The following is a 19,145-nucleotide window of genomic DNA, read 5'->3' as shown; positions in this document are numbered from 1 at the left end:
CATGCGCGATGCGACGCCCGCCGACCCCCGGGACGTGCCACGGGCGCCTTGCGAACTCCTGCATTCCGAACGGCTGTTGGGGGCATGACGTCTCCACCAGCCGCGCAACTCGGGGAGGGGCACGTGCTAGAGCCGGTGAAGACTGCGGACGTCGTCATCGTGGGAGCCGGAGTCGCGGGACTCGCGGCCGCGCACCACCTGACCAGGGCCGGTGTAACCACCGTCGTCCTGGAGGCCGCCCCTTACGCGGGCGGCCGAATGTCGACCGAGAAGGTCGACGGCTTCCGACTCGACCGGATCGGCCAGTTGCTGTTCACCTCGTGTCCCGAACTGGCCCGCACTCCGGGACTCGACGCGCTCGTGCTCCGCCCCTTCTCACCCGGGGTCCTGGTGCACAGCGACGGCCGCCATCACCGCGCCGGACAGCCGGCGACGAGCCGCAGCACAAAGGGCGCAAGGGCCGGCGCACGGAGTGGCGCAAGGAGCGCACTCATAGCAGCACGTGCGCTCGCAAACGCCCCTCGCGCTCCCCGCACCGCACGCCCGGCAACCCCACTCGGCGGCGCCCTCGACCAGGCCCGGCTCTCCGCGGCCCTGGGGCGCCTCGCCGCCACCCCGGCGGAGCGGTTACTGACCCGCCCTGAACTCCCCGCCGCCCAGGCCCTCGCCACGCGTGGCCTGCCGTCCCGCACCGTCGACGGCTTTCTGCGCCCGCTGCTCTCGGCCCTGCTGAGCGACCCCGGCCTGACGACGTCGAGCCGGTGCGCGGACCTGGCGCTGCACGCCTTCGCCCGCGGCCGCCTGTGCCTGCCGGAGGGCGGCGCCGACGCCCTGCCGGAGCTACTGGCGGCCGCGCTGCCACCGGGCACGGTACGCACCGGTGTACGCGTCACAGAGGTGTCCACCACCTCCGTGAGGACGGCGGACCACGGCGAACTCGCATGCCGTTCCGTGCTGTTGGCGACCGGCGCCCGCGCCGCAGCCGAGCTGCTGCCGGGGCTGCGCGTGCCGTCCTTCCACCCGGTGACGGTGGTGCACCACGCCACCTCGGAACCGCCGCTCGCCGAGCCGGAGCTGCTGCTCGACGCCGACCGCCGCGGCCCCGTCGCGTACACGGCGGTGGTCAGCCAGGTCGACCCGTCGCGCGCCCCTGCCGGCCGCACGCTCGTCTCGTCGACCGTCCTCGGCCCGCCCCCGCCAGGCCTGGACGCCCTGGTGCGCGCGCACTTGGCCGACCTGTACGGAACGTCGACCTCCGGCTGGGAGACGCTGGCCGTCCACCACGATCCGGAGGCCGTGCCCGCGATGCCGGCCCCGCACGATCTGCACCGCCCGGTGCGGCTCCTGGCGGGCCTGTACGTGTGCGGCGATCACCGGGACACGAGCACGGTGCAGGGAGCGCTCCACTCGGGCCGCCGCGCCGCACACGTCCTGGCCGGCGACCTCGGTGTGGACCTGTCGGACGCCGCGGACCCCGTGTCCACGGCCGCCTGATCGAAGCGCACCCGAAACAGGCCACCGAAACCCGCCCGGCGCCCGCGCCTACCCCAGCGCCGCCACCTTGTCCCGATATCCCCGCACGGGCGCCGCGTCCCGGTACGGCTCGAGGCGCCGCTCGAAGTCGCGCACGTACTCGACGGCCCGTACCGACCGCATCTCCGCGGCCTGGCCCGCGGCCTCCGCGCCCAGCCTGCAGGCCTGGTCGAGTTCGCCGAGGCCGAGCCGGGCGGAGGCCAGGACCACGCGGCAGAGCAGACGGCTGCGTGCGAACCCGTGCGGGTGCAGCTGCAGCGAGCGCTCGGCGTGCTGCACCGCGGCCCGGTACTGCTGGAGGTCGCGGTGACAGTGCCCGAACTCGTCCGCGAGCTGCGCCTCGTCGAAGCTGCGCGCCCACTGCGGCACGTCGTCCCCGGGGCGCGCCGCGTCGAGCGCGCGCTCGGCCCGCGCGAGCGACGCCGTGCACGCCCGTACCTCCCCGAGCACGGCGTGCCCGCGCGCCTCGACGGCGTGCAGGAGCGCCTGTACGACGGGCGGGGCGGACGTGCCGACGCCCTGCTGGGCGACCCTGGCCAGCTGTACGGCCTCGCGCCCGTGGCCGAGATACACCGCCTGGCGGCTCATGGTGACCAATACATACGAGCCGTACGCCCGGTCCCCCGCGGCCTGGGACAGCCGCAGCGCCTGCACGAAGTACCGCTGGGCCAGGCCGTGCGCCGCGATGTCGAACGACGTCCAGCCGGCGAGGCAGGTCAGGTCGGCCGCGGCGGCGAAGAGACGGCGGCCCGTCTGCTCGCCGTACGTCCCGCGCAGCATCGGCTCGACCTCGTGCTCCAGATACCGGACGAGTGCCTGCCGTGCGTGCCCGCCGCCGTAGGCGTGGTCGAGCGTGCGGAACAGCTCGCCGACAGAGCGCAGCGCCGCGATGTCGCCGCTGCTCACCTTCTGCCCGGACGCGCGCTCGGCTCCCGCGCTCCCCCGGCCGACGGCGGAAGGCACGGGCCGGGGTCCCGCGGGCCGTCCCTGCGCAGGCACGCGTCCGACGGCCGGGAGCTGGTCGCCGCGGCCCACGCGGTCGTCGGCGCGGCCGATCAGCCAGTCCCGGCTGGGCACGACGAGCCCCGCCGGGGTGAAGGCGATCTTGCGGAGCTCCGCGTGGCTGCCCGAGTCCTTGCGCCACAGCCCGCTGACGATGTCGACGGCCTCTTCCGGAGTCGCCGCGAACTCCAGGCCCGCGTAGACCGGCGCACACGCGTCGAGCCCGAGGTCCTGGGCGGTCAGCCGCCGTCCGAGGCGCCGGGTGAAGACCTCGGCGATCAGCGCGGGCGTGGTGCCCCGGGGCTGCTGGCCGCGCAGCCAGCGGGTCACCGATGTCTTGTCGTACCGGAGGTCGAGCCCGTGCTCGAGACCGAGCTGGTCGACGCGGCGAGCCAGGCCGGCGTTGGAGAATCCTGCCTCTGCTATGAGCGCGGCGAGCTGGCGGTTGGCGGTGCGCTGCGGAGGTCGTTCCGTCATCTGCTGTGCGGTCTCCTGCCTTCCGGGCCGCGGTACATCCCTCATGACTTCACACAAGGAACCCTCATGACTCGCAGAGGGAACTGGCGCGAATTTAGCGGTCGCCAGGGCCCCTCCTCCCGGCCACGACCTGCATTCATCCGATCGTGTGAGGATTTCCTGGAGGACCTGACGGCGAGCGGCCGGAGGGGCGGTCGAGGACGCGTGCCGGGGGCGTACGAGGACCGGCGGAGGACCGACCGGGACCCCGTGCCCGGCATGCCCGTACAGTGACGGAGGGGCTTATGTGCATGGTGAAGGTTTTAGGAGGCACTTGCCGTGAATGAACTGCGGTTCGTCCGCATGGGATTCGGTGCGGACGCCGTCGACTACCAGGACGCCTGGGACGAGCAGCGCCGTGTGCACGCCGCCCGTTTCACGGACGAGATCCCCGACACCTGCCTGCTGCTTGAGCATCCGCCCGTCTACACGGCCGGTCGGCGCACGGCGGACAGCGAGCGCCCCCTCGACGGCACCCCGGTCATCGACGTGGACCGCGGCGGCAAGATCACCTGGCACGGCCCGGGCCAGCTGGTGGGCTACCCGATCGTGAAGCTGCCCCGGCCCGTCGACGTCGTCGCCCACGTGCGCCGCCTCGAGGAGGCCCTGATCCGTACGTGCGCGGACTTCGGCCTGGAGACCACTCGGGTAGAGGGCCGCAGCGGAGTATGGGTGCTCGGCGATCCCGTGGAGCAGCGCCCGTCGCTCGGCGGCCTCTCGCTCGACTTCGACCCGCGGCTGCAGGACGAGGAGTTCGACCCTCGGCTGAACGGCCCGGAGTACGCCCCGTCCAACGCCGGCCAGCGCCGCGAGGACCGCAAGGTCGCCGCCATCGGCATCCGCGTCGCGAAGGGCGTGACCATGCACGGCTTCGCGCTGAACGTGAACCCGGACAACACCTGGTTCGACCGCATCGTGCCCTGCGGCATCCGCGACGCGGGCGTGGCCTCGCTGGCGAACGAGCTGGGCCAGGACATCACCATCGCGGACGTCCTGCCGGTGGCCGAAAAGCATCTGCGCGACATCCTGCAGAACGCGGAGCTGAAGCCGCGCGAGATCGAGCGGACCCCGGCATAGCCGGCACGCCCGCTCCCGGGAATGCACCCCCGTTCTCGGAGGTTGCCCGGAGGCAAGGGCGTGCACAGCACGGGCGTACGCTGGTGTGCGCCGACGAATCGAAAGCCGCGCAACGGAGAGAGGGGCGCCCGACGTGTCCGCAGTCACACCCGACGGACGCAAGATGCTGCGCCTGGAGGTCCGCAACAGCCAGACCCCCATCGAGCGCAAGCCCGAGTGGATCAAGACCCGGGCGAAGATGGGCCCCGAGTACAACGCCCTGCAGAAACTCGTGAAGAGCGAGGGCCTGCACACGGTCTGCCAGGAGGCGGGCTGCCCGAACATCTACGAGTGCTGGGAAGACCGCGAGGCGACCTTCCTCATCGGTGGCGACCAGTGCACGCGGCGCTGCGACTTCTGCCAGATCGACACCGGCAAGCCCCAGGCGCTCGACCGTGACGAGCCCCGCCGCGTCGGCGAGTCCGTCGTCACGATGGACCTGAACTACGCCACGATCACCGGCGTCGCGCGCGACGACCTGGAGGACGGCGGCGCCTGGCTGTACGCGGAGACGGTGCGGCAGATTCACGCCATGACCGCCGAACGCGAGGCGGGCCGCACCAAGGTCGAGCTGCTCATCCCCGACTTCAACGCGGTCCCGGAGCAGCTGGCCGAGGTCTTCTCGTCCCGTCCCGAGGTGCTGGCGCACAACGTCGAGACCGTTCCGCGGATCTTCAAGCGCATCCGTCCCGGTTTCCGTTACGAGCGCTCCCTGAAGGTGATCACCGAGGCCCGCGAGGCCGGCCTGGTCACCAAGTCGAATCTGATCCTCGGCATGGGCGAGGAGCGCGCGGAGATCAGCGATGCGCTGCAGCAGCTGCACGACGCGGGCTGCGAGCTCATCACGATCACGCAGTACCTGCGCCCGAGCGTGCGCCACCACCCCGTGGAGCGCTGGGTCAAGCCGCAGGAGTTCGTGGAGCTGAAGGAGGAGGCCGAGGAGATCGGCTTCTCCGGCGTGATGTCCGGCCCGCTGGTGCGCTCCTCGTACCGCGCCGGCCGGCTGTACCAGATGGCCATCGAGAAGCGCGGCGCGTACGTGGCGTCGCAGGCCGTCTGACGCAGACCGCCTGACGCAAGCCGTCCGGCACAGACGGCAGGCACGGGCGCCCGACACTGGGTCAGGCGACTGTGTGAATCTGAGCACAAGAGGCTACCGACCGGTAGTGGCCGATTCGACGCGGTCCCGGCAGTCCCCGCAGATGAGGGGCACAGCCGGGGCCGCGTCGGCGTTTCACCCCACCGCATCGGGGTTTCATTCGCGTTTGACCGCTCGGTCACGCCCTGGTAACACCAATCAGTGACGCTGGGTCTACGCAACGTGCACCGCACAACCGTCGCCCGTACACCCGGGCCCTCAGCACCCGCTTCCACGCCGCTATCGAGGGGGATCCACACCATGCAGGCCGCGCCCGTACGCGCCACCGCCATTCCGTCGTTCACCAACGCACTGCGCGCCGTCGAGTCGCTGCTCATGAGCGGCGGACAGCGCACCGCACGCCGCAACGCCTGGACCTCGGTGCTCGAGGACCGGCGCCGCGCCAAGGACCGGGTCGAGGCGCAGCGGGTTCTCGAGGAGGCCGTGGCAACCCGCACGTCGTAGGCACTTCCCGGGCCACGTAGACTTCAGGACATGGCGAGGAAGGAAACTGCAGCGGACGCTGCAAACCCCGGGCGGCTCAAGCAGATCGCCCTGACCTACAAGATGACCCGCAAGGCCGACAAGAAGATCGGTCTTGTTCTCGCGACTGTGGGAATCGTCACCTTCGGTGTCTTCCTCGCGATCGGCTTTCTGATCGGTCATCCCATCTATCTCGGCATCCTGGGCTTCCTGCTCGCCTTCCTTGCGACGGCGATCGTCTTCGGACGCCGGGCCGAGCGTGCCGCCTTCGGGCAGATGGAGGGCCAGCCGGGCGCGGCCGCCGCGGTGCTGGACAACGTCGGCCGCGGCTGGACGACGACCCCGGCGGTGGCCATGAACCGCAGCCAGGACGTCGTGCACCGGGCCGTCGGCAAAGCCGGCATCGTCCTGGTCGCCGAGGGCAACCCGAACCGTGTGAAGGGCCTCCTGGCAGCCGAGAAGAAGAAGATGGCCCGCATCGTCGCGGACGTGCCGGTGCACGATGTGATCGTGGGCGACGGCGAGGGCGAGGTCCCGCTCAAGAAGCTCCGCACGACCCTGCTGAAGTTCCCCCGCGTCCTCACCGGCCCGCAGGTCACCACGACCAACGACCGGCTGCGCGCGATGGGCGACCTGATGAGCAACATGCCGCTGCCGAAGGGCCCCATGCCCAAGGGCATGCGGATGCCGCGCGGCGGCCCGAAGATGCGCTGACACTGTCGCCGGTCCTACTACGACGATGGGGCGCCCGGAACCGAGTGGTTCCGGGCGCCCCATCGTCGTAGTAGGACCGGGCGCCGTGTCGTCGCCGTGAGCCTCAGATCCGGACCTGGACGGCGCGGGCCAGGCGGTCGTGCAGGCCGCGGCTGTCGCGGTCCCAGATCAGGGCGGGGATCGCCAGGCACAGCAGGACGCTGCGAGCCAGGACCCGGCCGATCCCGAGCCGGCCGCCGTCCACGCCTACGACGCGCAGCCGGAAGAAGCGCTTGCCCGGGGTGAAGCCGAGGGTGCCGAGGGTGAGCACGTTGAGTACGAAGAGGATCAGCAGGGCCCAGGAGCTGGTGGCCTGGTCATAGCTGCCCGTGATCAGACTGGATGCAATCAGCACGCACAGCCCCCAGTCGACGACGATCGCCCCGACGCGCCGGCCGAGCGGCGCCACGGAACCCGGCCCCTCCTTCGGCAGACCGAGCTGCTCACCCCGGTAACCGAAGTCGACGCCCATGTCCTCGGCCGCCTGGCGCGGTCCCGAGAGCCACGATCCGATTGCTTGCCTGTTGTTCACCCGTCCACGGTACTGCGCCCCTATATGCGCTCCGGGGGCCGGGGTGGTAGAGAGGGAGGAGACGACGGGGGCGGTTAACTTCGACGAAACAAATGGGTCACGCCAGAGAAACTCGGCCTCCCTATGGTCGGGTGCAGCGTGTGCCACCGCACTGGCTCACGAACGAGCTACAACACCCGCGTCCTGTCCGGGCCGGGATAGGAGGAGCTGGATGTTCCAGAACGCCGACGAGGCCAAGAAGTTCATCGCAGACGAGGACGTCAAGTTCATCGACGTCCGGTTCTGCGACCTGCCGGGCGTGATGCAGCACTTCACGGTCCCGGTGGAGGCGTTCGACCCGACCGAGGAGCTTGCGTTCGACGGCTCGTCGATCCGTGGTTTCCAGGCCATCCACGAGTCGGACATGGCGCTGCGCGCGGACCTGTCCACGGCTCGCCTGGACCCGTTCCGCAAGGACAAGCACCTCAACATCAACTTCTTCATCCACGACCCGATCACGGGCGAGCAGTACAGCCGCGACCCGCGCAACGTGGCGAAGAAGGCCGAGGCCTACCTCGCGTCGACCGGTATCGCGGACACCGCGTACTTCGGTCCGGAGGCCGAGTTCTACGTCTTCGACTCCGTGCGCTTCGCGACCGAGTCGAACCAGGCCTTCTACCACATCGACTCCGAGGCCGGCGCCTGGAACACCGGCGCGCTCGAGGACAACCGTGGTTACAAGGTCCGCTACAAGGGCGGTTACTTCCCGGCCCCGCCGGTCGACCACTTCGCCGACCTGCGTGCCGAGATCTCCCTCGAGCTCAACAAGGCCGGTCTGCAGGTCGAGCGCCAGCACCACGAGGTGGGCACCGCCGGCCAGGCCGAGATCAACTACAAGTTCAACACGCTGCTGGCCGCTGCCGACGACCTGATGCTCTTCAAGTACATCGTGAAGAACGTCGCCTGGCGCAACGGCAAGACCGCGACGTTCATGCCGAAGCCGATCTTCGGTGACAACGGCTCGGGCATGCACGTCCACCAGTCCCTGTGGAACGGCGGCGACCCGCTGTTCTACGACGAGCAGGGCTACGCGGGCCTCTCGGACACCGCCCGCTACTACATCGGCGGCATCCTGAAGCACGCCCCGTCGCTGCTGGCCTTCACCAACCCGACGGTGAACTCGTACCACCGCCTGGTCCCCGGCTTCGAGGCCCCGGTCAACCTGGTCTACTCGCAGCGCAACCGCTCCGCGGCCATGCGTATCCCGATCACGGGCTCGAACCCGAAGGCCAAGCGCGTCGAGTTCCGCGCCCCGGACCCGTCCTCGAACCCGTACCTGGCGTTCTCGGCGCTGCTCCTCGCGGGCCTCGACGGCGTCAAGAACAAGATCGAGCCGGCCGAGCCGATCGACAAGGACCTCTACGAGCTCGCTCCCGAGGAGCACGCAGGCGTCCCGCAGGTCCCGACCTCGCTGCCCGCCGTCCTCGACGCGCTCGAGGAGGACAACGAGTACCTGCAGGCCGGCGGTGTCTTCACCTCCGACCTGATCGAGACCTGGATCGACTACAAGCGCGCCAACGAGATCGCCCCGATCCAGCTGCGTCCGCACCCGCACGAGTTCGAGCTGTACTTCGACATCTAAGATCGCCGCAGGTCAGAGCGGGTTTCCGCTCTCCTGGGCCGTCTGTGGGCCGTCGGCCGTGTTCTTCCGCTCTCGGAAGGCGCGGCCGACGGCCGTTTCTGTGAATGGCACCAGGGCCGCCGCCGACGCCACGCTGCGGCGAACCGCGCGATCGGAACAGGGTCAGATCCTCCGCTGCGGCCTTCGCTTTCTCTTCCAACGGCAGGAAGAGCACTCCACCCAGATCAGCTCACGCGATACTTGCGGAGCACGTGCAGCACCCCTGCGAAGAGGAACTTTCCGCGGCCACCGCACACCCCGTAGGTCTCGACGAAGACGTCTCTCGAATCCGGCACTGCCGCGATCTGCACGGTGAACGTGCGTCGGCCGGTCAGCCGGTGGCTGTACCACGCATCACGCTCGATGTCCGTTCCCGGCAGGGCCGCCTCGACGACCTCCCATTCGGAGTCCCCGAAGTCGTGCTCGGCGAAGTGCGCCAACACCTCGCACAGGGGCCGTAGGTTTTCGCCGTAGATCCGCTGCTTGGGCATGGCGCGGGTCCAGCCAGGCGAGGAGGCGTGGACACCCACCGGCAGTCTCTGCCGTCCCTGCTCATGGTCAGCCGCGAGCTTGCGGCCATCGTCAACCGGACTTCGCCAATAGGGGGCAGCCGCACCCCGGCGTGGTCCGGCAGGGCGGGGTGGTGCGACCGGGCGGCCCATCGGGAGGCCGCTCGGGTCGGGTCAGTCGTGCAGGTGGGCCAGGACGGTCCGCATCGCGCGTTCGACGGCGTGGCGGGACTGCTCGCTGTGGTCGATCGTGTCGAAACCGTGGTGTCCGTCCGGCACGTCGATCACCTCGACGTCGGCCCCGCACGCCTTGGCGGCGGCCAGGAACTCCTCGACCGTGGCGGCGATCTCGGCGTTCTCCAGGCCGACCCTGGTCAGCACGATCGGCAGCCGTCCCGCGGCGCTCACCGCGGCGGCCGGGCGGAAGCGGGGATCCACGGCTCCCCAGGCGGGCAGCGGCGCGAGGACGGGATAGGTCACCGCCGCGCACCGCAGCCATGACGGGGGCTCGGCGAGCTGGTCCGCGAGCAGCAGCCCGCCACCGGAGAAGTACCACAGCGCGATGCGCTCCTGGTCGATGCGCGGATCGGCCCGGAGCACTTCGACGGCTTCGGCGATGTCCTCGGCGGCGCGACCGTAGTCGTCGAAATCGTGCAGGCGGTGGTCCAGGGTCACGCCGAACACGCCCAGGCTCGCGGCGTACCGGCCGTAGCCGATGAAGGCCGGCCAGTCCCGCGGTGTGGGTTGGAGGTCGGCGGGGACCGGGCCACCGTGGACGAACACCACCGCCGGACGGGGCCCCTCGGCCTCAGCATCCTCGGCGCCCTCGGGGGGCTCGTCGGGGACGTAGAGATCGATCCGTCCGACCCGCTCGCGGGGTCGCTCCGGTACGTCCAGCACGAAGGGCCGGAGGTACGCGGGCACCTTGCCGGTCGCGGTGATCCGGTGCCCCTCTCCCGCCGCGGCCCTGATCAGCACCTCGGTCAGCTCGTCGGGGCAGGAGAGCATCGGCCAGTGCCCGGTGGCGAGTTCGAAGAAGCCCACCTCGGGGTCGGCGAGGGCCTGGAACTGCGGCAGGCCGCCCGCGACCAGGTCCTCGATCAGGGCGATGTTCAGGCCGCTCCCGGTGCAGAGGACGCCGGTGGTGGGCAGTGCGGCGACCGCGCCCGAGAGCCTGAGCGGTCGGGTGAGCGTGCCCGCCGGCTGTGGGGCGGCGAGGCGGGTCAGCCGGGCCAGTGCCTCGTCCGGGAGTCCGGCGGTACTGCCCCAGCGCTGCCACTCGTCGGAGGCGGGCGCGGGGATTTGCCAGTCATCTCCGGCCTGCACGGACCCGGCCTGCACGGACCGGCCGAGCAGCCTCCGCCGGACCTCCTGGTCCGGCACCAGCTTCAGGGCCGCGTCGCCGTCCTGCGGCATGCCCGCGTCCAGGTACACGATCCGCGTGATCCGCTCCGGGCGGCGGTCGGCGGCGCCCAGCACCGGGTGGATGCCGTAGTCGTGGCCGACGATCACCACCTCCGGCGCGTCCACGCCGTCGATCAGCCGCACCACGTCCTCGATGTGCGTCTCCAGGTCCGTGCCGGGGACCGCCTCGTCGCGGCGGTCCCCCATGCCGGTGAGGGTCACCGGGTGCACCTCGGCACCCGACTTCCGCAGCCGGTCGGCCACCTCCTGCCAGATCCAGCCGCCGGTGAAGCAGCCCGACACCAGTACGAACGCCGCCATGATCGCCTCCTCGGCCATCCCGGTCCCCGCGGATGGCCTGATCGCCCGTCTCGGTCGGCGCAGGCGGTCCGATCGGCCGTCCGCGCCCGCCGGTACGGTAGGAACTCCCCCTGAGGGAGGTTCAAGTCGTGGCCGACGACGGCATGTTGAGCATCGGGGAGCTCGCCGAGCGCGCGGGCGTCACCGTGAAGACCGTCCGCTTCTACTCCGATCGCGGCCTGCTGCCCGAGGCCGCCCGCAGTGCCGGGGGCCACCGCCGGTACGGCTCCGAGGCGATCGACCGGCTCCGCCTGATCCGCTCGCTGCGGACCCTCGACCTGGCGGTCGGCGACATCGACCGGGTGCTCGACCGGGAGGACGCGCTGGAGGACGTCATCGCCGGGCAGTTGAAGGAGCTCGGCTCCCGACTGGCCGCCCTGCGCTGGCGGGAGGCCGCGCTGCACCTGCTGCGGGACTGCACCGCCGAGGAGCGCGCCGACCGGCTGCGGCTGATCGGCGCGGTCGCCGCCCCGCCGGACACGGCCGCACTGGCCCGCTTCTGGCGGCGCGTGCTGCCCGTACGGCTTCCGGCCCGGATGGTCTCGTGGATCCTCGACGCCGCCGTGCCGCAGCCGCCCGCGGATCCCACCCCGGCCCAGGTACTGGCCTTCGCCCGGCTGCACGCCCTCGCCACGATGCCCTGCCCCCCGGGCCACGACTGGCGGCCCCCACCCCCGGAGCGCGATCCGGAGTACCGCCCGGCCGTGCTCTACGGCGGCCTCGGCGAGGCGTACGAGCTGGTCGCGCCGGCCCTGCGTACCGGGCGGGCGCCGCACGACGGTGAGGCACTCGACTGTTTCGTATCCGCCTACGCCGGCGCCCACGGCGCCCAGGACACCCCCGCCTTCCGCCGCCGGCTGAGCCTCCGACTCGACCGGTCCGCCCACCCCGTGATGGACCGCTACTGGCAACTCGCCGCCGAACTCGCCACTCCGCACGCCCCCACCCTCGGCGCCGCCCACGACTGGCTCCGCGCCGCCCTGGACACCGAACAACACAACTAGCTCTGGTCACGGCGGTTTGACACGCGCCTGGGCGGTAAGGCGCCTGAGCCGGTCCGGCCACGCGCGCGCCTACCCCCACTGGATTGCCGAATGACGCTGAGTTCCGAGCACTCCCCCACCGCCCGCGACCCGCGCGGCATCCACCGCGCCTGGTGGGTCGCCGCCGTGGCCGGACTGACCATCGTCGTCGCAGGCGCGTTCTCCACGATGCCAGGACTGCTGCTCGATCCACTGCACGACGAGTTCCACTGGTCGCGCGGCTCGATCGGCTTCGCCTCCTCGGTGAACATGGTCCTGTACGGGGTGACCGCGCCCTTCGCCGCGGCCCTGATGGACCGGTTCGGCATCCGCCGAGTAGTGGCCTGTGCGCTCCTGGTCATCTCGGCCGGCGCGCTGCTCACCACTGTCATGAACGCCGCCTGGCAACTCACCCTCTTCTGGGGCCTGCTCGTCGGCCTCGGCACGGGCTCCATGGCGATGGCCTTCGCGGCAACGGTCACCAACCGCTGGTTCGTACGGCGGCGCGGCCTGGTCACCGGCGTCCTCGCCTCGGCCAGCGTCCTGGGTCAGATGGTCTTCCTGCCGTTGCTGGCGTGGGTGGTCGACACGTACGCGTGGCGCCCCGCCAACGTATCCCTGGCCCTGGGTGCCCTGGTGGTGAGCCCGCTCGTATGGCTGCTGCTGCGCGACCACCCGGCGGACGTGAGCCTGAAGGCCTACGGCGCCGAAGAGTTCACGCCCAAGCCCCCGCCGGTGCCGGGTGCGGCACGACGGGCGCTGTGTGTGCTGCGCGACTCCGCCGGGACCGTACCGTTCTGGCTGATGGCCGGGGCGTTCGCGATCTGCGGCGCCTCGACCAACGGCATCATGTGGACGCACTTCACGCCCGCCGCGCACGACCACGGCATGCCGACGACCGTCGCAGCCTCGCTGCTCGCCGTCATCGGCGTCTTCAACGTCGGCGGCACCGTCGCCTCGGGCTGGCTCACCGACCGCTACGACGCACGGCGCCTCCTCGCCGCCTACTTCGCCCTACGCGGTCTGCTGTTGCTGTTCCTGCCGGTGATGATGGCCCCGACCGTGCAGGCCTCGATGGTGGGGTTCGTCGTGCTGTTCGGGCTCCTCGACCTGGCGACGGTGCCTCCGATCGTCGCGCTGTGCCGCGAGTTCTACGACGAGGACAGCGCCATCGTCTTCGGCTGGGTCAACGCCGCCCATCAGGTGGGTGCTGCCCTCGTCGCGTTCGCGGCCGGTGTCACGCGCGACCTGGTCGGCACCTACGACATGGTGTGGGTGGCCATCGGCGTACTGTGCGCGGTGGCGGCGCTGCTCTCCCTTGTCATCCGCAAGGCGCCCGTTGCAGATGAGGTGGAAGGGGAGTCGGAGGCATCCGGGAGCTCACCCCTCAGCTCCGCAACCGGTCGAACCGGAACCGTTCCAGGGACTCGGGGCGGCGCCCGGTGACCACGTACTGCGCGAGCTGGTGCCCGGTCACCGGGCCCAGCGTGACGCCGAGCATGCCGTGGCCCGTGGCCGCGTAGGCGTTGGTGTGGCCCGGGACGCGGTCGATCAGGGGGAGGCCGTCCGGGAGGAAGGGGCGGCCGCCGACCCAGGGGTCGCGGATCAGGGTGACCAGGTCGTCGGGGTCGTCGAACCAGCGGCGCAGGTAGTGGCGGCTCGCGCGGGCGACGGCGACGATGCGGCGCCAGTCGAGGCGGTTGTTGTTGCCGCTCAGTTCCATCGTTCCGGCGATCCGGGTGGTGCCGCCGATCGGTGAGGCGACGGCCCTGCGCTCGCCGAAGTACAGGGTGTGCTCCGGTACCGGGTCGAGGTCCACGGAGAAGCTGTAGCCCTTGCCCGCCTGGAGGGGCAGGCGGTGCCCCAGGGAGTGCAGGAGGGCCGGGGAGCGCATTCCGGCCGCGATGACGACGGCCGCGCAGGGGATCTCGCCCTGCGCCGTGCGCACGGCGGTGACCCGTCCCCCGAGCGAACGGATCCCGGTGGCCTCCGCGTTCTCGTGGATCTTCACTCCGGAGGCCGTGAGCGCATCGCCCAGCGCACGCGCGAACGCCTCCGGGTCGACCACCCCCTCGCCGCGGACGAGATAGGCCGCCCGTACCGCCGGCGACAGTGCCGCGTCCAACAGGTGGGCCTCGGCGCCCGTGGTGACGTCGTCCGGGAGTTCGTAGCGGCCGTCCGCCATCTCGCGCTGGACCGCGAGGTGGTGACGTGCCTCGGCCGGCGACAGGAACGCGTGCACCATGCCCGGGCGGCTCAGCGTCGTGTCGACCCCGGCCTCGCGCAGTCCGTCGAAGAGGTCGAAGGTGGTGCGGTTCAGTTCCGCGATGGCCGCGTAGCCCCGCCGGAACGCCGAGGGTGTGCTGCTGCGCCAGAAACGCCACAACCAGCGTACGAAGGCCGGGTCTGGCAGCGGTCGGAGATAGAGCGGTGAGTCCGGGCGGCCCAGCGACCGCAGGGCGTAGCGCAGGACGCCCGGGGCCGGTACGGGGGTGGAGTGGCTCAGGCACACCCATCCCGCGTTGCCCCGGGACACACCGGAACCCACGCCACGCCGTTCGACTACCTCCACCGGTACGCCGGCCGCGGACAGGTAGTACGCCGTGCACAGGCCGACGACGCCGCCTCCGACGACCACGACGGGTGCGTCGCGTATCGCTCCCGCCGTACCCACCTCGGCCGTCATGACGTGGACCCGGGGACGCCGGTCGATCCGTACGAGGCCAGGAACTCCTGTGTCCGGGCCTGACTCGGGGTGCCGAGGACCTCGTCCGGGCCGCCCTCCTCCACGATCCGGCCGCCGTCGACGAAGACGACGTGGTCGGACACCTCGCGGGCGAACGGCAGTTCATGGGTGACGAGCAGCATCGTCATGCCGTCCGCGGCGAGTTCGCGCATCACGCTCAGCACCTCCCGGGTGGCCTCCGGGTCCAGGGACGACGTGGGCTCGTCGAAGAGGAGCACCTCCGGCTTGAGGGCGAGGGCCCGGGCGATGGCGACGCGTTGCTGTTCGCCGCCGGAGAGCTGGTCGGGCTGGGCGAGGGCCCGGTGGGCGACGCCGACGCGGCGCAGCAGCGTCACGGCCCGCTCCAGCGCCTCCTGTTCGGGGACGCCCGCCTTGCGCTGCGCCAGTACGACGTTCTCCACGGCCGTGAGGTGCGGGAACAGGTTGAACCGCTGGAAGACCATGCCGACGGTGCGGCGCAGCCGGGGCAGGTCGCGGCAGACCGTGCGGCGGCCGCTGTGGACCACCTCGCCGGCGATCTCGACCGTGCCCCGGTCGGGGCGTTCCAGCAGGTTGACGCAGCGCATCAGGGTCGACTTCCCGCCGCCGCTCTGCCCGATGATGCTGACGATGCGGCCGCGGGGCACATCCAGATGTACGTCGTCGAGGACCAGCCGGCCGTCGAAGGACTTGCTCAGCCCGGTGATCCGTACGACGGCCTCCGGGGGCGCCGGCGTGATGGTCTTCGGTGCGGTGACCGGCTCGGTCATGCCGACGCCTCCTTCACGATGGCACCCGCCGTGGGCTCCGCGGCGAGCAGGGCGCGGGCCGCCCGCAGGCGGCGCCGCCGCCACGGGGACAGGGGGACGCCCGCCCGTACCTTCCGTTCGAGGAGCAGCAGGAGCTGCGAGAGGGGATAGCAGAGGGCGAAGTAGACGGCGGAGATGACGAGATACACCTCGAGGGCGCGGAAGGTGGCCGAGGTGATCAGCCGGCCCTCGGACATCAGCTCGGCCGCCGAGACGGTGACGAGCAGCGAGGTGGATTTCAGCAGGTCGACCAACATGGTGTTGGTGCCGGGGAGCGCCAGCCGGAGGGCCTGCGGTAGGACGATGTGGCCGAAGATGCCCGTCCTGCCGATCCCGAGGGCCTCGCCCGCCTCGGTCTGCCCGGCGTGCACGCCGCTGATCGCGGAGCGGAAGATCTCCGACAGGTACGCGGCGTAGAAGACGACGAGGCTGAGGCAGCCGGCCGTGAAGACGTCCAGCCGGACGCCGACCGAGGCCAGGCCGAAGTAGGTGAGGAAGATGATGGCGAGGAGCGGGACGTTCTTGAACACCTCGGTGTAGGCGGCGGCGATGGCGCGCGCCGGCCAGGTCCTGCTCAGCCGCAGCAGCGCCACGACGAGGCCGAGGACCACCGCCCCGGCGAAGCTCACGACCGTGTACGCGACGGTGCGGCCGAGGGCGTCGAGCAGGTCGGACTGGTAGTCGGACCAGGGGACTTGGAAGAGACCGGACATTCCGTAACCTCTCACTGCTCGATGGACGGCGGTGTCCAGTCGTCGGGGCGGTCCACGCCCCGACGCGAGGTGGCGACGTCGGCGGCGGGCTTGAGGAACTGCTCCGGGTCACCGCCCCACTTCTTCACGAGCTTCGCCAGCTCGCCGTTCTCGTACATCGCGTCGATCTGCGCGGAGATGGCCTTCTCGAGCTTGGTGGCCTTCTTGGGCAGGTAGAAGCCGGTCTGGTACGGCTGGAAGTACTGGTAGGCGGGCTTGGCCTTGACCTGTTCGGCGCTCGGAGGCGTCATGTACTGGGTTTCGATCTTCAGGTCCGGGCGTTCCTTCTGCGCCGCGATGATGATCAGCGGGTCCAGGAAGCCGACGGCGATGCGGCCCGCCCCGAGGTCGTCGAAGACCCCGTTGGCGTCGGGGTAGGCGTGCAGCTTGGCGCCGGGCACGGCCTGGATCGACTTGACCCAGACGTATCCCTCGACGGTGCCCAGATCCAGGCCCTTCAGGTCGTCGACGGTCTTGTACGTCTTCCCGGAGCGGACGGCCATCGCGGGCGGCGAGTAGTACGGCGGATCGGTGAACAGGCCCTGCTTCTGCCGGTCGGCGGTCCAGGCGATACCGCCGATGGTGATGTCGACGCGGCGGGACTGCACCCCGGCGAGCATGCCCGCGAAGTCCGTCACCTGGGGCTTGATCCGCAGGCCCAGCCTGTCGGCCGCGTACTGGAGGATGTCGCCGTCAAGGCCGACGATCTTGTCGCCCTGGACGCTGGTGTAGGGCGCGTACGGCTGCACGGCCACCTTCAGCACGCCGGGGGTGAGCGTGCCCAGCGCGGCGGTCTTCGCGGACACGTTCTTCGGGTCGTCACCGCCGCCCGAGCTGCAGGCGGCGGCCGCCGGGAGGAGGAGCATCGCGGACAAGGCCGCGACGAACGAACGCACACGGGTCATCGGCTGGGGCCTTCCGTATCAGGGCTGGGGAACCCGCTGTCGCGGATCCACTGTCGGGGATGCAGGAATCCGCAGTCGGGGGTGGAGAGACCCGCCGGTCACCGCGCTGTGCTGGCGGCGGGTTGCCAGTGCCCAAACGCTAGGGACGGACCCGTTGCCCGTCATCGGTCACTTCGTACGAATCTGTGGCTGAGAACCCGCTGTCGGCTGTACGGTTCGTCCCACTCGGTGTCCCCTCGACGGGAGAAACGCCCATGCAGAGCCCGTCACCGGCGCTGAGCCCGTCACTGGCGCAGGAGATCGCCAGGGACACCTCCGCGGTCATCGGCTTCAACGTCCTGATCACCGATGCGGACGGCATGGTCATCGGCAGCGGCGACGCCGGCCGGGTCGGCTCCTTCCACGAGGCGTCCGTCGAGGTGATACGCACTCAGGAGCCCGCCACGCACAACGCGTCGCAGGCCCAGCAGCTCAAGGGCGTACGCCCTGGAGTGACACTCCCGCTGGTCACGGACGGGCAGGCGGTGGGAACGGTCGGCATCACCGGTACGCCCGCGCAGGTGCGGCGCTTCGGGCTGCTGGTGAAGCGCCAGACGGAGATCCTGCTGCGCGAGTCGGTGATGCTGCGCTCCCGGCTGCTGGCCGAGCGGGCGGCCGAGAAGCTCCTCGCCGACATCGCCTCGTACGACCCGCAGGTCGTGGAGGGCGACTTCCTGGTGTTCCGGGCCGCCGAGCTGGGCTTCGACCTGCGTCTGCAGCGGGTCGCGGTGGCCTTCGAGGTGACCGTGCCCGATGCGGGCGGCGACACCCGCCGCCAGGGCGGCCCTGCAGAGGCCGGTCCCACCCGGGTCGGTCCCACCCGGGTCGGCCCTGCCCGCATCGCCCCCGTCCCGTCCGGCCCCACGCGGGACATGGCGCTGATCCGCTCAGAGCTGATCCGCACCGTACGCGAGGTGTTCGCCGATCCCCAGGACATCGTCGCGAGCACGGCTCCCGGCTGGATCGGCGTGCTGCACCGGCTTCCTGCCCGGCAACCGGAGGGCGCGATGGCGAGCCTGGTGGCCGACTGCCGTCGGATCACCGACGTCATCGCCGCCCAGGACGGCCTGACCGCCCGCGCGGGCATCGGCGAACCGGCCGCCTCCGTCGGCGGCCTGCGCGCCTCGTACCAGGACGCCTGCGACGCGCTCCGCCTGGGCGTCCGCGTCACCTGCGGCTCTTCCGGCCAGGCGGCGGGGGCCTCCCCCGTGCACCTCATCACGGATCTGCGGGTCCACCAGGTCCTCGCGGGCGTGGGCCAGCCGGCCCGCAGCCGCCTGCTGGACCTCACCGCCGCGGGTCTGCGCGCCCAGTCCGACTGGCCGGTGCTGCGCGACACGGTCATCGCCTGGTGCGAGAGCGGGTTCAATCTCGTACGGGCGTCGGCGGCCCTGCACATCCACCGCAACACCGTCGTCTACCGGATGGCCAAGATCGAGCAGATCACCGGCCGCTCCCTGCGCGAGCACCGCGCCACCATGGCGCTGTACCTGGCGTGCCTGGCCGACCAGCTCGACGGCGGCCCTCGCGGCTTGCGGGACCGGCGAGGGAGCCGCAAGACGCCGTCTCCACCGGCTCGTTGACACTGGTCTGTCGCAGCCCGAAACGGCCCGGTCGCGAGCGCCGCGGCGCTCGATGCCGACCGCTCCAACGGCGATGCGAGCGGGTCGACGAGATCGTCGCCCGCGCCCATGACGCGGCCCAGGCCCATGTGGTGGCCGGCGGCACCCCGGACGGATGGGCCCGGCTCATCGCGGACGCCGACCATGCGCTGCTCGCGGGGGACCCGGTGACGGCGTACGCGCTGTCGGCGCGCGCCGCCTCGTAGCGGCAGACGGGGCCGGGAGCCGAGCGGCGGCCGCGGGTGCCGGGTGCGCCGCGGCTCGG

At 71.3% G+C, this 19,145-nt stretch carries 18 protein-coding genes; 10 read left to right on the top strand and 8 right to left on the bottom strand.

From position 1 onward, the window contains the following. Nucleotides 1–123: 123 nt before the first annotated feature. The gene (locus ABT009_RS24440) at nucleotides 124–1,494 is read left to right on the top strand and encodes an NAD(P)/FAD-dependent oxidoreductase (protein ID WP_351298651.1); all 1,371 of its coding nucleotides are present in this window, start codon (nucleotides 124–126) and stop codon (nucleotides 1,492–1,494) included. Nucleotides 1,495–1,542: 48 nt separating this feature from the next. On the opposite strand, the gene ABT009_RS24435 is transcribed toward ABT009_RS24440, so the two are convergent. Further along, the gene (locus ABT009_RS24435; protein ID WP_351298648.1) at nucleotides 1,543–3,012 is read right to left on the bottom strand and encodes an NsdA family TPR-like regulatory protein; all 1,470 of its coding nucleotides are present in this window, start codon (nucleotides 3,010–3,012) and stop codon (nucleotides 1,543–1,545) included. Between the two features lie 318 nt (nucleotides 3,013–3,330). Here ABT009_RS24435 and lipB point away from each other — a divergent pair, with 318 nt between their 5' ends. The 4 genes from lipB (at nucleotide 3,331) to ABT009_RS24415 (ending at nucleotide 6,502) form a co-directional block, all read left to right on the top strand. Further along, nucleotides 3,331–4,128 carry a lipoyl(octanoyl) transferase LipB gene (lipB, locus tag ABT009_RS24430; protein WP_351298645.1) on the top strand — a complete coding sequence of 266 codons (798 nt, stop codon included), beginning with the start codon at nucleotides 3,331–3,333 and terminating at the stop codon, nucleotides 4,126–4,128. Between the two features lie 133 nt (nucleotides 4,129–4,261). After that, complete coding sequence (gene lipA / locus ABT009_RS24425) at nucleotides 4,262–5,227, top strand: lipoyl synthase (RefSeq protein WP_351298642.1); 966 nt, start codon at nucleotides 4,262–4,264, stop codon at nucleotides 5,225–5,227. Between the two features lie 339 nt (nucleotides 5,228–5,566). After that, nucleotides 5,567–5,770: an SCO2195 family GlnR-regulated protein gene (locus ABT009_RS24420; protein WP_351298639.1), complete on the top strand. Its 204-nt coding sequence runs from the start codon at nucleotides 5,567–5,569 to the stop codon at nucleotides 5,768–5,770. Between the two features lie 30 nt (nucleotides 5,771–5,800). Continuing rightward, on the top strand, nucleotides 5,801–6,502 hold the full coding sequence (locus ABT009_RS24415) for a DUF4191 domain-containing protein (protein ID WP_351298637.1): 702 nt from the start codon (nucleotides 5,801–5,803) through the stop codon (nucleotides 6,500–6,502). A gap of 103 nt (nucleotides 6,503–6,605) precedes the next feature. Here ABT009_RS24415 and ABT009_RS24410 read toward each other — a convergent pair whose 3' ends face one another. Then, a complete protein-coding gene (locus ABT009_RS24410) occupies nucleotides 6,606–7,073 on the bottom strand; it encodes an RDD family protein (RefSeq protein ID WP_351298634.1) in 468 nt (155 codons plus the stop codon). A 211-nt stretch (nucleotides 7,074–7,284) separates the two neighbouring features. Between ABT009_RS24410 and glnA the strand changes: the two genes are divergently transcribed. Continuing rightward, nucleotides 7,285–8,694, top strand: coding sequence for a type I glutamate--ammonia ligase (gene glnA / locus ABT009_RS24405; protein WP_351298631.1), 1,410 nt, complete (start codon nucleotides 7,285–7,287; stop codon nucleotides 8,692–8,694). Between the two features lie 224 nt (nucleotides 8,695–8,918). Here the strand turns inward: glnA and ABT009_RS24400 are convergent, their stop codons facing one another. Together ABT009_RS24400 and ABT009_RS24395 are read right to left on the bottom strand one after the other, a co-directional pair. Continuing rightward, entirely contained in the window at nucleotides 8,919–9,224 is a 306-nt protein-coding gene (locus ABT009_RS24400) for a hypothetical protein (protein ID WP_351298628.1), read from the bottom strand. Between the two features lie 192 nt (nucleotides 9,225–9,416). After that, on the bottom strand, nucleotides 9,417–10,967 hold the full coding sequence (locus tag ABT009_RS24395) for an alpha/beta hydrolase (RefSeq protein ID WP_351298627.1): 1,551 nt from the start codon (nucleotides 10,965–10,967) through the stop codon (nucleotides 9,417–9,419). Between the two features lie 128 nt (nucleotides 10,968–11,095). Here ABT009_RS24395 and ABT009_RS24390 point away from each other — a divergent pair, with 128 nt between their 5' ends. Both ABT009_RS24390 and ABT009_RS24385 read left to right on the top strand, forming a co-directional pair. Continuing rightward, nucleotides 11,096–12,010: a MerR family transcriptional regulator gene (locus ABT009_RS24390; protein ID WP_351298624.1), complete on the top strand. Its 915-nt coding sequence runs from the start codon at nucleotides 11,096–11,098 to the stop codon at nucleotides 12,008–12,010. Between the two features lie 90 nt (nucleotides 12,011–12,100). Continuing rightward, nucleotides 12,101–13,474, top strand: coding sequence for an MFS transporter (locus ABT009_RS24385; RefSeq protein ID WP_351298621.1), 1,374 nt, complete (start codon nucleotides 12,101–12,103; stop codon nucleotides 13,472–13,474). Here the strand turns inward: ABT009_RS24385 and ABT009_RS24380 are convergent. From ABT009_RS24380 to ABT009_RS24365, 4 genes are read right to left on the bottom strand one after another with little or no spacing between them, the layout of a single operon-like run. Continuing rightward, a complete protein-coding gene (locus tag ABT009_RS24380) occupies nucleotides 13,416–14,714 on the bottom strand; it encodes an NAD(P)/FAD-dependent oxidoreductase (RefSeq protein WP_351298618.1) in 1,299 nt (432 codons plus the stop codon). The two genes, ABT009_RS24385 and ABT009_RS24380, sit on opposite strands and share 59 nt — an antisense overlap. Continuing rightward, entirely contained in the window at nucleotides 14,711–15,523 is an 813-nt protein-coding gene (locus tag ABT009_RS24375; RefSeq protein WP_351298615.1) for an amino acid ABC transporter ATP-binding protein, read from the bottom strand. The genes ABT009_RS24380 and ABT009_RS24375 overlap by 4 nt, the downstream gene beginning before the upstream one ends. Next, nucleotides 15,520–16,275, bottom strand: coding sequence for an amino acid ABC transporter permease (locus tag ABT009_RS24370; protein WP_351298612.1), 756 nt, complete (start codon nucleotides 16,273–16,275; stop codon nucleotides 15,520–15,522). Before ABT009_RS24370 ends, ABT009_RS24375 begins: the two co-directional genes overlap by 4 nt. 11 nt (nucleotides 16,276–16,286) lie before the next feature. Beyond that, a complete protein-coding gene (locus tag ABT009_RS24365) occupies nucleotides 16,287–17,219 on the bottom strand; it encodes a substrate-binding periplasmic protein (RefSeq protein ID WP_351298609.1) in 933 nt (310 codons plus the stop codon). 254 nt (nucleotides 17,220–17,473) lie between these two features. On the opposite strand from ABT009_RS24365, the gene ABT009_RS24360 reads away from it, so the two are divergent. Together ABT009_RS24360 and ABT009_RS24355 are read left to right on the top strand one after the other, a co-directional pair. Beyond that, nucleotides 17,474–18,841, top strand: a complete 1,368-nt coding sequence (locus ABT009_RS24360) for a CdaR family transcriptional regulator (protein ID WP_351298606.1) — start codon at nucleotides 17,474–17,476, stop codon at nucleotides 18,839–18,841. Beyond that, nucleotides 18,838–19,086 (top strand): hypothetical protein, encoded by a 249-nt coding sequence (locus ABT009_RS24355; protein ID WP_351298603.1) that lies wholly within the window; start codon nucleotides 18,838–18,840, stop codon nucleotides 19,084–19,086. The genes ABT009_RS24360 and ABT009_RS24355 overlap by 4 nt, the downstream gene beginning before the upstream one ends. The last annotated feature ends 59 nt before the right edge of the window (nucleotides 19,087–19,145 follow it).

It is taken from the genome of Streptomyces sp. NPDC002896, assembly GCF_040295225.1.
Taxonomy (GTDB): Bacteria; Actinomycetota; Actinomycetes; order Streptomycetales; family Streptomycetaceae; genus Streptomyces.
The sequence above is the reverse complement of the archived record's forward strand: the minus strand, read 5'-3'. Positions and strand labels throughout refer to the sequence as shown.